At 59.9% G+C, this 13,819-nt stretch carries 13 protein-coding genes; 8 read left to right on the plus strand and 5 right to left on the minus strand.

The genetic code is table 11. From position 1 onward, the window contains the following. Position 1: 1 nt before the first annotated feature. The 4 genes from IBX59_RS00480 to IBX59_RS00495 are packed head-to-tail and all read right to left on the minus strand — an operon-like array spanning position 2 to position 3,166. Entirely contained in the window at positions 2-313 is a 312-nt protein-coding gene (locus IBX59_RS00480; RefSeq protein WP_296371239.1) for a hypothetical protein, read from the minus strand. Between the two features lie 47 nt (positions 314-360). Next, complete coding sequence (locus IBX59_RS00485) at positions 361-1,434, minus strand: FAD-binding oxidoreductase (protein WP_296371241.1); 1,074 nt, start codon at positions 1,432-1,434, stop codon at positions 361-363. After that, positions 1,431-2,363 carry an aldo/keto reductase gene (locus IBX59_RS00490; protein ID WP_296371243.1) on the minus strand — a complete coding sequence of 311 codons (933 nt, stop codon included), beginning with the start codon at positions 2,361-2,363 and terminating at the stop codon, positions 1,431-1,433. Before IBX59_RS00490 ends, IBX59_RS00485 begins: the two co-directional genes overlap by 4 nt. Positions 2,364-2,422: 59 nt before the next feature. Further along, positions 2,423-3,166, minus strand: a complete 744-nt coding sequence (locus IBX59_RS00495) for a DUF2306 domain-containing protein (RefSeq protein WP_296371245.1) — start codon at positions 3,164-3,166, stop codon at positions 2,423-2,425. 49 nt (positions 3,167-3,215) lie between these two features. Between IBX59_RS00495 and mgrA the strand changes: the two genes are divergently transcribed. From mgrA to dacB, 5 genes are all read left to right on the plus strand, one after another. Further along, complete coding sequence (gene mgrA / locus IBX59_RS00500) at positions 3,216-4,250, plus strand: L-glyceraldehyde 3-phosphate reductase (protein ID WP_296371248.1); 1,035 nt, start codon at positions 3,216-3,218, stop codon at positions 4,248-4,250. Beyond that, the gene (locus IBX59_RS00505) at positions 4,247-5,842 is read left to right on the plus strand and encodes a glycoside hydrolase family 43 protein (RefSeq protein WP_296371250.1); all 1,596 of its coding nucleotides are present in this window, start codon (positions 4,247-4,249) and stop codon (positions 5,840-5,842) included. Before mgrA ends, IBX59_RS00505 begins: the two co-directional genes overlap by 4 nt. Beyond that, complete coding sequence (locus IBX59_RS00510; RefSeq protein WP_296371252.1) at positions 5,839-6,669, plus strand: hypothetical protein; 831 nt, start codon at positions 5,839-5,841, stop codon at positions 6,667-6,669. Before IBX59_RS00505 ends, IBX59_RS00510 begins: the two co-directional genes overlap by 4 nt. Positions 6,670-6,730: 61 nt before the next feature. After that, positions 6,731-7,324 (plus strand): nicotinate-nucleotide adenylyltransferase, encoded by a 594-nt coding sequence (locus IBX59_RS00515; RefSeq protein ID WP_296371254.1) that lies wholly within the window; start codon positions 6,731-6,733, stop codon positions 7,322-7,324. Beyond that, on the plus strand, positions 7,324-8,781 hold the full coding sequence (dacB, locus tag IBX59_RS00520; protein ID WP_367119345.1) for a D-alanyl-D-alanine carboxypeptidase/D-alanyl-D-alanine-endopeptidase: 1,458 nt from the start codon (positions 7,324-7,326) through the stop codon (positions 8,779-8,781). Before IBX59_RS00515 ends, dacB begins: the two co-directional genes overlap by 1 nt. Positions 8,782-8,783: 2 nt before the next feature. Here dacB and IBX59_RS00525 read toward each other — a convergent pair whose 3' ends face one another. Then, the gene (locus IBX59_RS00525; protein WP_296371258.1) at positions 8,784-9,203 is read right to left on the minus strand and encodes a tellurite resistance TerB family protein; all 420 of its coding nucleotides are present in this window, start codon (positions 9,201-9,203) and stop codon (positions 8,784-8,786) included. Between the two features lie 110 nt (positions 9,204-9,313). Between IBX59_RS00525 and IBX59_RS00530 the strand changes: the two genes are divergently transcribed. From IBX59_RS00530 to IBX59_RS00540, 3 genes are all read left to right on the plus strand, one after another. After that, entirely contained in the window at positions 9,314-10,885 is a 1,572-nt protein-coding gene (locus tag IBX59_RS00530) for a lysine--tRNA ligase (RefSeq protein WP_296371260.1), read from the plus strand. A 72-nt stretch (positions 10,886-10,957) separates the two neighbouring features. Continuing rightward, a complete protein-coding gene (locus IBX59_RS00535; RefSeq protein WP_296371262.1) occupies positions 10,958-11,362 on the plus strand; it encodes a DUF4864 domain-containing protein in 405 nt (134 codons plus the stop codon). Between the two features lie 128 nt (positions 11,363-11,490). Further along, positions 11,491-13,782, plus strand: coding sequence for a glycosyl hydrolase family 28-related protein (locus IBX59_RS00540; RefSeq protein ID WP_296371263.1), 2,292 nt, complete (start codon positions 11,491-11,493; stop codon positions 13,780-13,782). The last annotated feature ends 37 nt before the right edge of the window (positions 13,783-13,819 follow it).

A 13,819-nucleotide genomic window follows, 5' to 3' on the forward strand; every position in this document is an offset into this window, starting at 1 on the left:
GCTATTTTCGCGCGCGAAACCTGCGCCGCAGGGTGTTTATCCTGCGGCGGCCGCGAATGATGAGTGATGCAATCGGCCCTTGCAACATTGGCACATCGACAGCCAGCAGCAAAAGCCCCAAGGGGATCATCCACAGGCCAAACACCGGCAGGATGGCCATAAGCCCGCCAAGGATGAACACCAAAGCAAGCGTAACGCGCACGATCATCCATCCGGGACTGCGGATTTGCGCCATGCCGGGCACCAGTTTTGACATGCGGTGGAACTGCCGTTCAAAGCGGTGGCGGATCGCGGTGCGTTTGTTGCGTTTCATAACGCTTAGATGGTGCTGTCGCCGTCCGTTTGAAAGGGGCGTTTGCCTCAGTTCTGAAAACGTGCGGGCGACAATGCGCTGATGGTATCTGCGGACAAAGCCGAAGGTTTGCCGCTGATCAGGTCGGCCAGCAATTGGCTGGCCGCCGGGCTGGATTGCATCCCATAGCCACCTTGCCCCGCGCACCAGATAAAGCAGTCATCTTGCGGGTCCGGCCCCAGCACCAGCGTGCGGTCGGGCGCGAAAGTGCGCAACCCCGCCCATGACGCCAGCAATCGTGTCACGGGTTCGGTCACATGCGCCTCGTATCGCGCCAACCCTTCGGCCAGCACCATGTCATCGGCATAGGCGTCGTGGGGGTCTACCGGGTCTTCCTCGGCGGGGGACACGATCAGCGCGCCGGCGTCGGGTTTGGCATACCAATTTTCACCGGGGCCAAAGATCATCGGCCAGCCTGACACGTCGTGCCCAGCGGGTGCGGGGATGCGGGCCATGGACCGGCGCAGGGGTGTGAAACCCAGGGGCGTGATCCCAGCCAAGCGCGCGATCACATCAACCCAAGCGCCAGCGGCGTTGACCAGCTTGCGCGCCTGATAGGTCGCGTCTTTGGTGGTTACGTCCCAGCCTGTCGCGGTGCGGGTGATACCTGTGACCTGTGCCCGTGTCACAATGGTGCCGCCATTCGCACGCGCCGTGCGGGCAAAGGTCTGGATCAGCTTGTCGGTGTCGATATCCCAAGCGTCGGGGTGATAGGCGGCGCGATCAACCACCGCCGGATCAAGGATGGGAACCAGCGCGCGGGCCTGCGCGGCGGTGATTTCGGGCAGTTTCATATGCGCCCTGTCGGTTTCGAACGCGGCGGCGGTATCGGCTGTGCCGACCAGCATCAACCCCCGCGACGACAACACATCGGCGCTGCGATGAAACGCAAGGCTCGCGGCGTTCAGCGCCACGGTTGACGGTTTGCCATAGCTTTCCTCGAACAGGGCCGCCGACCGGCCGGATGCGTGATAGGCCAGCGCATCTTCGCCTTCCAGCAGGGTGACGCTGCCCAGTTCCGACAGGCGCGCGGCGGCGGATACGCCACCGACACCGCCGCCGATAATCAGAAAGTCGATCATGCTTCCTCCAGTCGGTCAGTTGCGGGTGCCGGGGTTGGGCTAAGTGCTGTGATCCGGTCATAAAGCGCGGGTGTCATGGTGAAATCGGCCGCCGTCAGCGATGGCTGCAACTGCGCCACCGATCGGGCGGATATGATCGGCGCGGGCTGCGTGGCATGGGCCATGATCCATGCAACGGCAAGGGTCGCGGGGGCGGTGCCCAATTCTGCCGCCAGGGTGGACAGGGCGGCAGCCGTCTGGTGCATCCAGTCTTGCCCGTAGCGGGCGCGATAGCGCGGGTCATCTGTCAGCCGGCCGGTGCCGCCGCTGGTGTATTTGCCCGTCAGCAACCCGCCCCCCAGTGGCGAATAGGGTATGATAACGATATGCTGATCCATGGCCATGGGAAAGATTTCAACCTCGGCCTGTCGTTTGACAAGGCTATACATGGGCTGGATCACGTCAATTTTCGTGCCAAGCGATTTTGCCACCGTCTGTGCCTTCATCACCTGCCATGCGGCGTAATTTGACACGCCGATTTGCCGGATCACGCCGGACTGCTGCCATTCGGCCAGCGTGCTGAACGTTTCCTCTAGCGGGGTGTCGGGATCGAACCGGTGCAGATACAGCAGATCGACGGCATCCTGATCCAACTGCCTGCGGCAGGTATCGAAATGTGCGGTGATATTGGCGCGGCCCGCGCCGCCGGTATAGCCGACCTTGGTCGCCAGATAGATATCGTCGCGGTCCTGTTTGATGAACCCGCCCAGCAGGGTTTCCGATGCCCCGCCGGTATAGCCGACGGCGGTGTCGAAATGGGTGATCCCTGCGGCAAGGGCGGCATCGAACATGGCGCGACTTTCGCCTGCATCCGCCTTGCCGCCGAACTGCATGGTGCCGAAAACCAGCCGTGAAACGGGGGTGTTATTGCGTGTGGTCAACTGTGTCATGGCACGACATTGTCACGGGGTGTGCGCGATGAAAAGGCGGGTTTGCGGGAAAATTGCGGTCATGCAGGCGCGGGGCGTTCGCGCCGCCGCAGATAGATTTCCAGCCCGATCAGATAAGGCAGGAAGAACGCGACATTCTGCACCAGATCAAACCCGCCGGTAAATTCCGGATTGGACCAAAGCCCGCCTGTCGTCAGATACCAAAGCCCGTAATGCACCCGGTAAAGCCACGACCCAAGTACCAGCCAGAACAGCCGCAGCGCCCATGCGTTATGCTGGGCTATGCGCCCTGCGCGGGCGTGCCGGATCGTTTGCGTGGCGGCCAGCAGCGTCAGGCCGCCATAAAGCGTAAAGCCTACATTCATCGCCGCCCCGCCAATGGTGCCCCGCAGGATGATATAGGTCAGCCCGCCGATGGCCGTCAGGATCGCCGCCAGCACAATCAGCCGCCCGGACCAGCGGTGCAGTCGGGGGAACTGTCGGCGCAGTGGTGCGGCCAGTTGCAGCGGAACAAGCAAGGTAATCAGCGCCCCTGCGACCATATGGGAAAAGATGCTGTTGTTGGCCGGGATGTTGCTGGAAAACAGATAATGTGGTTCGGTCAGGGCTGCGCGCAGCCCCGCCTGCCCGAAATTCGCGGCATAGAAAGCGAATGGCAAGGCCAATGCGATCACCACGAACAAAATCGGTGTCTGTAAATTGAAACGTCGCATGGCAACAAGAATAGGCGCAGGTTGGGGGTGCGCAATACCGATGACGCGTTCACTGGCCGACATACCGCTGCGATCACGCGCGGTTGACATCAAACAGACCGCATGATGGATTCAACTAAATCGTTATAGGAGATACGACATGACATATGTGCCCGCCGAGGATCGGTATGAAAAAATGGTGTATCGCCGCTGCGGCGCATCGGGGGTGCAACTGCCTGCCGTGTCGCTGGGTCTGTGGCACAATTTTGGCCACGACACCCCGCACCAGACAAAGCGCGACATCTGCCGCGCCGCCTTTGACCACGGAATCACGCATTTCGATCTGGCCAACAACTATGGCCCGCCACCCGGTTCAGCAGAAGAGGCGTTCGGCGCGATCCTTGCAACGGATTTTGCAGGTTATCGGGACGAACTGATCATCAGTTCCAAGGCTGGCTATGGTATGTGGCCAGGCCCTTATGGCGAATGGGGCAGCCGGAAATATCTGGTGGCATCCTGCGACCAGTCGCTGAAACGGATGGGGTTGGATTACGTCGATATCTTTTATTCGCACCGCTTTGACCCCGACACCCCGCTAGAGGAAACGATGGGCGCGCTGGATTACATCGTACGTTCGGGGCGCGCGCTTTATGCAGGGATTTCATCGTATAATTCCGAACGCACCCGCGAGGCGGTGGCGATATTGCAAGATCTCGGCACGCCCTGCCTGATCCACCAGCCCAGTTATAACATGCTGAACCGCTGGGTCGAACGTGACGGGCTGAAACAGACGTTGATTGAATTGGGCATCGGGTCCATCGCCTTTACGCCCCTGGCCCAAGGGATGCTGACCAAGAAATATCTGGGCGGCATCCCCGCCGATAGCCGCGCCGCACAGGATAAATCGCTGTTCCCGTCGATGCTGACGGATCGGGCGATTGGCAACATCCGCAAGCTGAACGAACTGGCCGAAAGTCGCGGGCAAACGCTGGCGCAGATGGCGATTGCATGGGTGTTGCGCGATGGCGGGATCACGACCGCACTGATTGGCGCGTCACGGCCGTCGCAGGTCGTGGATTGTGTGGGCGCGATCGGCAATCTGGACTTTACGGCCGACGAACTGACGCTGATCGACGAATACGCCGATGAAGAACAGATCAACCTGTGGGCGCAGTCAGCCGAGCTTGATGCATGATCGTCAACCCGATTTTGCCCGGTTTCAACGCTGATCCGTCGTTTTGCCGGGTGGGGCAGGATTACTATATCGCGGTATCCACATTTGAATGGTATCCCGGTGTGCAGATTTACCATTCGTGCAATCTGGTGAACTGGGATCTGGTCGCGCGCCCGCTGAACCGTGCGGCGCTGCTGGACATGCGCGGCAATCCCGACAGTTGCGGGATCTGGGCGCCTTGTCTGAGCCACGCCGATGGTAAGTTCTGGCTGGTTTACACGGATGTCAAACGGCTGGATGGCGCGTTCAAGGATGCGCATAATTACATCACCTGTTGCGACACGATCAACGGGGATTGGTCAGACCCCTGGTATGTGAACAGTTCCGGTTTCGATCCGTCGCTGTTTCATGATGACGACGGGCGCAAATATTTCGTGAACATGCAATGGAACCATCGCGGCCCCGGCACGGGCGGCAACCGGGCACATGCATCGTTTGACGGGATTTTGTTGCAGGAATGGTCGGCGGAACGCGGGCTGTTCGGCCCTGTGCGCAACATTTATGAAGGCACGCCGCGCGGGCTGACCGAGGCGCCGCATATCTTCAAACGCAATGGCTATTATTACCTGACCACAGCCGAAGGCGGCACGGGCTATGACCATGCGGTGTCGCTGGCGCGGGCACGCGATATCTGGGGGCCATATGAAAACCACCCTGACAATCACGTGATCTGTGCTGCCAGAACAGATGGCCCGATCCAGCGCACGGGGCATGGGCAATATGTGGAAACATATTGGGGCCGCCATTACCACACCTTTCTGATGGGACGGCCGGTGCAGGGGCCGCATGGCCCGTTTTGCGCGCTGGGTCGCGAAACCGGCTTGGCCGAGGTCGTCTGGCGCGATGATTGGCTGTATCTGGTGAACGGCGGGCTGGTGCCCCCGCAAGAGGTGGCAGCCCCCGTTGCGGTGGTGCCGCGTCTGGCGGGGCCTGTCAGGCGGAAACTGGGCGGCGCGCTGCCGCCGGAATTTCAATGGCTGCGCACGCCAGAGCCGGACCGGATTTTCCGGCTGGAGGATGACGCGCTGGTCCTGATCGGGCGCGAAAGCATCGGTAGCTGGTTCGAACAGGCGCTGGTGGCCCGCAGGCAGGAACACCACGCCTATGCATCGGAAACCACGGTGGATTTCGCACCAGAAACATATCAGCAGGCCGCAGGGCTGACGACATACTATAACCGGCATAAATTTCATGCCGCCCTGATCAGCGATGAACCGGGGATTGGGCGTGCGCTGGTGCTGATGTCTTGTGCGGGCGATTGGCCCGATGGCGCGCTGACATTTCCATGCGCAGCTGTGCCGCTTGCGGATGGCCCTGTTGCGCTGCGTGTCACTGTGGACGGGCCGGTGCAGCAGTTCTGGTATGCGCTGGGCGATGGCTGGGTGACGTTAGGCCCGCAGCTGGATGCGTCTGTCATCTCTGACGAAGGTGGGCGCGGGGAACATGGGTCTTTTACCGGGGCGTTTGTGGGCATGGTCGCCTTTGACATCACCGGGCGCGGGCAAGAGGCGCGGTTTGCAAGGTTTGATTATCTGCCGGGGGCGGTCGGTTGAAACCCACCTTACGCAGCCAGCTTTGCACCTATGACCTTGCCGATGGGGCGGTCAGGATCGTTCTGGATCACGCGGGCCATATCGAGGCACCGAACTGGCACCCGGATGGTTATCTGGTGGTGAACGGCGATGGGCGGCTTTACCGTGTGCCGCTGGATGCGCCGGAACTGGTGCCGATCGACACCGGCTTTGCCATTGCCTGTAATAACGATCACGGGGTGTCGCCCGATGGCACCCGGCTGGTGATCAGCGACAAAAGCCGGACGCAGGGCAGTTGCATTTATACGCTGCCCATTGCGGGCGGTGTGCCGCGGCGTGTCACGGGTGCGGTGCCGTCCTATTGGCACGGCTGGTCGCCTGATGGGCTAATGCTGGCCTATGTGGGCCGACGGGACGGGCGGTTCGTGCTGTTGACCTGTCCGGTGGACGGCGGGGCAGAGGTTTGCCTGACCGACGCCTTTGATCACGTTGACGGGCCGGATTACACACCGGATGGCGCGTGGATCTGGTTTAACGGGGAACGCGACGGCGCGGTTGATTTGTGGCGGGTCAGGCCCGATGGCACAGACTTGCAACAGAAGACCGATGACGCTGCGGTCAACTGGTTCCCGCATCCGTCACCTGATGGGGCGCATGTGCTGTATCTGGCCTATCCGGCGGGTACGGCGGGCCACCCCGGCGGTTTGGACGTGGCGCTGCGCCTGAAGCCTGCAGGGGGTGGACCTGCGAAGACCCTGACGCGCCTTTACGGCGGGCAGGGCACGATCAATGTGCCCTGCTGGTCGCCCGACAGCCGCGCGTTTGCCTTTGTGCGGTTTGTGCCCTGAAGGGGTTTACTTTTTCGTCATCTGTCGGCTTTTCTGCCGCACAGGTTCAAAAGGAGCGGATGTGCGCAGATTTCCGGTTGCCAAGGCGGGACAGGTGATTGGCCTGTTGGGCGGGTCGTTTGATCCGCCGCACAGGGGGCATGTGCATATCACCAAAGAGGCGCTAAAGCGGTTCGGGCTGGATCATGTCTGGTGGCTGGTCAGTCCCGGCAACCCGCTCAAGCGAAATGGCCCAGCGCCTTTGGCGGACCGGATGCAGGCCGCGCGTGTGCTGATGGACCATCCGCGCGTGACCATCACGGATATCGAGGCGCAGCTTGGCACCCGTTACACAGCGCAAACGCTTGTGGCCCTGCGCCGCAGATTTCCCGGCGTGCGGTTTGTCTGGTTGATGGGGGCTGATAATCTGGCACAGTTCCACCGCTGGCAGGACTGGCGCTGGATCATGGATAACGTGCCGGTGGGTGTGATCGCGCGCCCCGGCGATCGGATATCTGCGCGGCTGTCCAAGACGGCAAAAGTTTATCAATCTGCCCGTCTGCCCGGTCGGGCCAGTCACATTCTGGGGCAGGTGCGCCCGCCGGGCTGGTGTTTTGTCAATCTGCCAATGTCAGGGCAATCGTCATCGGCGATCCGGGCAAGGGGGGAATGGTAATGCGGCTGTCAAGGCGTGCGATGCTAGCAGGGGCGGGGGCCACACTGGCGACGGGGGCTTGGGCTGATGCGCCGCTGACGTCGCTGCGGCCGCGCGCGCGGGTCGCATTTGCAAACCCGTCAGAACGGATGATCGCGGCAGCGGGGCTGTCTGACAAGGTTGGGTTCGTCATTGCAGATGCAAGAACCGGGAACATACTGGACAGCGTAGCCCCTGACCGGCTGCACCCGCCGGCCAGCGTGACAAAAGCGGTCACGGCGTTCTATGCGCTTCGGTCTTTAGGGGCCGGGTATCGGTTTGAAACACGTGTTTTTGCCGATGGACAGATAAAAAACGGTATTTTGCATGGTAATTTGATCCTGGCGGGTGGCGGTGACCCTAATTTGCAAACCGATGATCTGGCGGCACTTGCCGCTGATCTGAAAAAAAGCGGGCTGACCGAAGTGCGCGGCGATTTCCTTGTCTGGGACAAGGCGCTGGTGCATCTGGATGTGATCGACCGCACCCAATTGGACCATGTGGGGTATAATCCGTCCATTGGCGGGCTGAACCTGAATTTCAACCGCGTGCATTTTGAATGGAAACAACAGGGCGCGGATTTCATCACGACCTTGGATGCCCGCAGTGAAAATTTCCGGCCTGCTGTCACAACTGCAAAAGTGCGCATCGTGGACCGGGCGGTGCCGGTGTTTACTTATCGCGCGGGGCAGGGCGTTGACGAATGGACCGTGGCGCGCGCGGCCCTGAATGCAGAAGGGTCGCGCTGGCTGCCGGTGCGCAACCCCGCGCTTTATGCGGGCGAGGTGTTTGCAACCTTTGCCCGGTCGCAGGGGATTGTTTTGAAATACCCGCGCAAGCAAGAGCAAGCGCCGCAGGGTAATGTGCTGGCCCGTTTCCAAAGCGCGCCGCTGCCCGATATGCTGCGCGGTATGTTGCGCTATTCGACCAACATCACTGCCGAGGCTGTCGGCCTGTCTGCGACCCAAGCACTGACGGGGCAAAAACGCGATTTGCAGGCATCAGCGCAAGGAATGGCGCGTTGGGCGCAACCTTGGATGGGGGGGGCGCCGTTTTTTGCGGATCATTCAGGTTTGGGTGATATGTCACGGCTGTCAGCGGCGGACATGGTGGCGATGCTGCGTGCCGATGATGTGCAACGCACGCTGTTGCCCTTGCTGCGGACGATCCCCTTGGTTGATGCGCAAGGGCGCACCTTGCCGGGACCAAAAGCCGAAATCAGGGCCAAGACCGGCACACTGAATTTCGTCTCGGCGCTTGCCGGGTATCTGCGCCGTGATGATGGCCGCGATCTGGCCTTTGCATTTTTTGCGGCAGATATGGATGCGCGAAAGGCGGGCAAGCGCAGCGGCGAGGAAACGCCGCGCGGTGCGCGTGGGTGGAATACGCAGGCACGACGGTTGCAACAACAATTGTTGCAGCATTGGGCCGCGGCCTAGGGTTAAAGCGTCATGTGCCGCGCGCGTGCGCCGCGTTCGATGGCGGCGGCATGCAGGCGGTCAAGTTCCAATTCGTCACGGACTTCTTGCAGCATGCGCGCCTCTGTTCCTTCGATCCGGCCATCGGCGGCGGCCACATCGCACGACAGCGCATAGGCCGTTTCATAAAGCCGTTGTGGCAAAGCGGCACGGATCAGCCCGAACAGCGCCTCTAACCCGTCTTCCTGTTCCAGCAGATCGAACACCATTTGTGAAATGCGCGGCAGGCGTTCGGCATCGTATCCGCTGAAAACGGGCAGGTTGTTGATGGCATTGCTCATCTTGACCAGTTCCGATGTGCGGATCTGTTCATCAGAGGCTGACACGGCGATCATCAACGCGCAAAGCGCATCCTGAGCTGTCATGGGGGCGTCGTCGATCATGGTTTGTCCTTTGCTTTAAGCACCCGTTTATTGACGCCTTGCCGCTCTCGCAATAGGGAGTGCGCAATGCGGGTGCCATTGGGGGGCCCGATGGCTGGATGAGACTTAAGATGAGCAAACTGCGTGACGCTGCGATGACGTCCAAGGCATGGCCCTTTGAAGAAGCGCGCCGTGTGCTCAAACGCTATGAAAAGAAAGCCCCTGAAAAGGGTTATGTCCTGTTTGAAACCGGCTATGGCCCGTCAGGCCTGCCGCATATCGGCACGTTTGGAGAGGTCAGCCGCACCACGATGGTGCGCCGCGCGTTCGAGATTATTTCGGATATCCCCACGAAATTGCTGTGTTTTTCCGATGATATGGACGGGATGCGCAAGATCCCCGGCAATGTGCCCGACCCTGCCGCGCTGGAACCGTTCATGCAAAAGCCGCTGACATCGGTGCCTGATCCGTTTGGCACGCATGGCAGCTTTGGCGACCATATGAATGCGCGGTTGAACAATTTTCTGGATACTTTCGGGTTCGCATATGAATTCGCATCGTCCACTGAATATTACCGGTCCGGCAAGATGGATGCGATTCTGCTGAAGGCGGCGGAAAAGTACGACGCGCTGATGGCGATCATGCTGAAATCCCTGCGCGAGGAACGCCAGCAGACCTATTCGATCTTTCTGCCGCTCAGCCCGACAACGGGGCAGGTGCTGTATGTGCCGATGAAGCAGGTGACAAAGGACGGCATGATCACATTCGACGATGTGGACGGGACAGAGGTGACGGTGCCGGTGACGGGCGGGAACTGCAAACTGCAATGGAAACCTGATTTCGGTGCGCGCTGGGCGGCGCTGGATGTGGATTTCGAAATGTATGGCAAGGACCATGCGACGAACACCCCGATTTATGATGGCATCTGCCGCGTGTTGGGTGGGCGTCCGCCGGAACATTTCACCTATGAGTTGTTCCTTGATGCTGATGGGCGCAAGATTTCCAAGACATCCGGCAACGGCCTGACGATTGATGAATGGCTGAGCTATGCATCAACCGAGAGCCTGTCATATTTCATGTATCTGAAACCCAAGACGGCCAAGCGGATGCACTTTGACGTGATCCCCAAGGCAGTGGATGAATATCACCAGCAGTTGCGCGCCTATCCCGATCAGGACGTAACCGCGCGGTTGAACAACCCGGTGTTTCACATTCACGGGCATGATGTGCCCGCGTCCGACATGGTTGTGCCATTCGCGATGCTGCTGAACCTTGCGTCTGTTTCGGGGGCCGAGGACAAGGCAACGCTCTGGGGCTTTATCCAGCGTTATGCGCCTGATGCATCGCCAGCGGCCAACCCGCAGATGGATCAGGCGGCAGGGTTTGCTGTGCGCTATTACAATGACTTTGTGAAACCGGCCAAGGTTTACCGTGCGCCCAGTGAACAGGAACGCGCCGCGATGGCCGATCTGGCCGCGCGGTTGCAGGTCTGGGATGGCGGGCTGGATGCCGAAGCGTTGCAGACGATGGTGTTTGCCGTGGGCAAGGACCATGCGTTTGATCCGTTGCGCAACTGGTTCACCGCGCTTTACGAGGTGCTGCTGGGCGCATCGCAAGGGCCGCGCTTTGGCGGGTTTATCGCGCTTTACGGTGTCGATGAAACCATCGCCCTGATCAACGCACGGCTGGCCAGCGCGGACTAACTGCGCAAAAGAAATGAAACTGGACCGCTGTTTCCTGCGTATCTTAATCACAAGAACACAGGAGACAGCGATATGGGACGGATTTTTGCAGCGGTTTTCGGGCTTTTCCTGACGGTGATGCCCGTCCTGGCGCAGGATGCACGCGCCATCGAAAATGTGATCGGCAGCCAGCTAGAGGCGTTCAATGACCGCGATGTGGCGCAGGCCTGGACCTATGCCAGCCCCAATATTCAGCGCCTGTTTGGTGATCCGGGCAATTTTGGCATGATGGTGCAGCGCGGGTATCCCATGGTGTGGGATAATGCCGATGTGCGGTATCTGGACCTGCGCAAGATTGCGGGCAACCTGTGGCAAAAGGTGATGATCCGCGATGCCAACGGTGGCTTGCACCTGCTGGATTACCAGATGATAGAAACCGAAAATGGCTGGCAAATCAATGGTGTGCAATTATTGCCTGCGCCAGATGTGGGGGCCTGAAGGTAGGGCGGGTTGAAACCCACCCTACGTGTTGCGTCGGGCACCGTGACGGTGCTGTCAGGCTGAATTCAGGCTTTTGATCTATCCCTTTGGCCAGCGACGTATCTGGCTGCCAAAGGGGTTTATGCATGAACAAGGCGATTACAGACGGGATAGTTTTCAACCCATTGCCCTTTGCGGCGGGTTTGGGGGTGTGGTCCAGCGGCGATGGCACGCCGGGGTCTGACACCTATGCGGTCAGCGGGTCGGGTGTTTTTGTCGCTGCCGATGCGGATTTTGCGGGTTGCCTTGAGGTGCTGAAAACAGCCCCTGTGGCGCGGGTGCGGTATATGGGCGAAACGCCGATCCTGCCGGGGTGCTACCTGCGGGTAACGGCGCGGGTCAAGGCGGTGTCCGGCCCCTTGCCCGCTGTGCGGGTTTCGGGCTGGGCCGGTCTGGCCGGGGGTGCGCCTGCGACAGGGTTGCCCGTTTCCGGGCCGTCGGTGCAACTGACCACCTATGGTGCCGTGGTCACGGTGACTGCCATTATCGGCACCGGCGATCGCAACGGGGTGGATCTGCTGTGGACGGGGGCACATTATGGGCATTTGGGGATTGATCTGACCGGCCCCACAGGCGGGGTTGTCCGGGTTGATGACATCGTGATCGAAGATGTTACAGCGGTCTTCACCCGCGATCTGATCGCGCTGGTCGATGTGCGCGATTACGGGGCCAAGGGCGATGGCATCACCGACGATTCCGACGCGTTCGAGGCCGCAGATGCCGCGGCTGACGGGCGCACGGTGATGGTGCCTGAAGGCACCTATCTGTTGGAAAACAGTGTGACGATGGAAAACCGTGTCCGGTTTGAAGGGGCGGTTGTGCAGGCCCCGCAGCATCGTTTTATTCTGCAACGCGATTATCACTATGAAAGCTATCTGGATGCTTTCAAGGACGAAGAGGTTGCCTTTAAAAAGGCATTTCAGGCCCTCATAAATTTTTCGGATCATGAATCGCTGGATCTGAGGGGGCGGCGGATATCGCTGCGCGCGCCGGTGGACATGCAGGCCAGTGACCCGTCGCGCGACCGGTTTGAAACCCGCCGGGTCATTCGGAACGGGCAGTTCCAGCCTGTTGAAGGTCCAGCGTGGGATGTCACGGTCGTGACGTCACAGGCCACCTATGCGGCCTCTGACGACAGGATGCTGACCAATGTGGTGGAAATCGCCAATATTCCCATGGGATCATTGGTGCAGGGCAACGGCGTGGGCCGCGAGGTTTACGTTAAATCGGTCGATGTTGCGAACCAGACGCTGGAATTGAGCCAGCCCCTGTATGATGCGGAAGGGACGCAGGTGTTTACCTTTACCCGGTTCAAATACCTGCTGGATTTTTCCGGCTTCCAAAAGCTGAGCCAGTTTGTGCTGGACGATATCGAGTTTCAGGGCAGCAATATCGCCAGCGGGATCATGATGGCACCAGAGGGGCTTACCTTTCATCTGCGGGATTGTTTTATCAATAAGCCTAAGGATCGCGGAATCACATCGCCGGGGTGGGGGTGTCAGGGGATGATGATCGACCGCTGCCAGTTGATTTCAAGTGAACAGGCGCTGCCGGTCAGCGCACGCGTCAGTATCGGTTTGAATACCAACGCAAATGACGTGAAAATCCGCGATAATCGTACAAGCCGGTTCCGGCATTTCTGCGTGCTGGCGGGCAACGCCAACCTGATTACGGGCAATCACTGGTTCCATGGCGATAACGAGGTGAACGGCGTGCGCATGGGGGGTGTTGTGATAACGTCACCCAACCCCAAAAGCGTTTTCACCGGCAATTACTGTGACAACAACTTTATCGAATGGACCAATGAACATTCTAGCGCACCCGCGTTGGGCCAGCAGTTTTCCTTTGGTGGGCTGACCATTACGGGGAATATTTTCACCACCAGCGACGTGGCTGAATGGGTGAATTTCATTGTGATCAAGCCCTATGGGCCGAACCATTACATCAACGGGTTTGCTGTGGTCGGGAATGTCTTTCGGTCAACCAATGGCCAGATTGACCGGGTGGAACATGTGGATACGACCTTTGCCGATCTGGATTTCAGCCGCACGCGGGGGCTGCAGTTTACCGCAAATACGTTCCACAACATCAAGGAACCGGTGCAAAACCCTGCCTTTCTAAGCCATGATCAAGCGACAGCGGCGCCGACATGGGTAATGAACACCCGCACCTATCTGCCGTTTGGGGGGCGTGCGCGGTTTGTCGATGCCGTCATGCCAGAAGGCGCAATCACCGATGCCGCCGGTCAGCGTGTGCATGATGCGCCATGGGCCGAAGGGCAGAAGGGCGCTGATCTGCGGTCGGTCCATCTGAACTGGCGTGTGCCTGTCAGGGGGCGGGTCCGTTATCAGGTGCGGATGGATACAGCCGATCTTTGACGCTTCAGGATATCGGGGGTGCCTTCGGGCGCCCCTT

The sequence above is a fragment of the Yoonia sp. genome (assembly GCF_014859355.1).
In the GTDB taxonomy this organism is placed as follows: domain Bacteria; phylum Pseudomonadota; class Alphaproteobacteria; order Rhodobacterales; family Rhodobacteraceae; genus Yoonia.

Bases quoted from the DNA above. Each gene is read 5' to 3' on its own strand.
- IBX59_RS00495 (WP_296371245.1), bottom strand. From the start codon at position 3,166: ATGTCAACCGCGCGTGATCGCAGCGGTATGTCGGCCAGTGAACGCGTC.
- IBX59_RS00505 (WP_296371250.1), top strand. From the start codon at position 4,247: ATGATCGTCAACCCGATTTTGCCCGGTTTCAACGCTGATCCGTCGTTT.
- IBX59_RS00525 (WP_296371258.1), bottom strand. From the start codon at position 9,203: ATGATCGACGACGCCCCCATGACAGCTCAGGATGCGCTTTGCGCGTTG.
- dacB (WP_367119345.1), top strand. From the start codon at position 7,324: ATGCGGCTGTCAAGGCGTGCGATGCTAGCAGGGGCGGGGGCCACACTG.
- mgrA (WP_296371248.1), top strand. From the start codon at position 3,216: ATGACATATGTGCCCGCCGAGGATCGGTATGAAAAAATGGTGTATCGC.
- IBX59_RS00535 (WP_296371262.1), top strand. From the start codon at position 10,958: ATGGGACGGATTTTTGCAGCGGTTTTCGGGCTTTTCCTGACGGTGATG.
- IBX59_RS00480 (WP_296371239.1), bottom strand. From the start codon at position 313: ATGAAACGCAACAAACGCACCGCGATCCGCCACCGCTTTGAACGGCAG.
- IBX59_RS00540 (WP_296371263.1), top strand. From the start codon at position 11,491: ATGAACAAGGCGATTACAGACGGGATAGTTTTCAACCCATTGCCCTTT.
- IBX59_RS00490 (WP_296371243.1), bottom strand. From the start codon at position 2,363: ATGACACAGTTGACCACACGCAATAACACCCCCGTTTCACGGCTGGTT.
- IBX59_RS00485 (WP_296371241.1), bottom strand. From the start codon at position 1,434: ATGATCGACTTTCTGATTATCGGCGGCGGTGTCGGTGGCGTATCCGCC.
- IBX59_RS00530 (WP_296371260.1), top strand. From the start codon at position 9,314: ATGAGCAAACTGCGTGACGCTGCGATGACGTCCAAGGCATGGCCCTTT.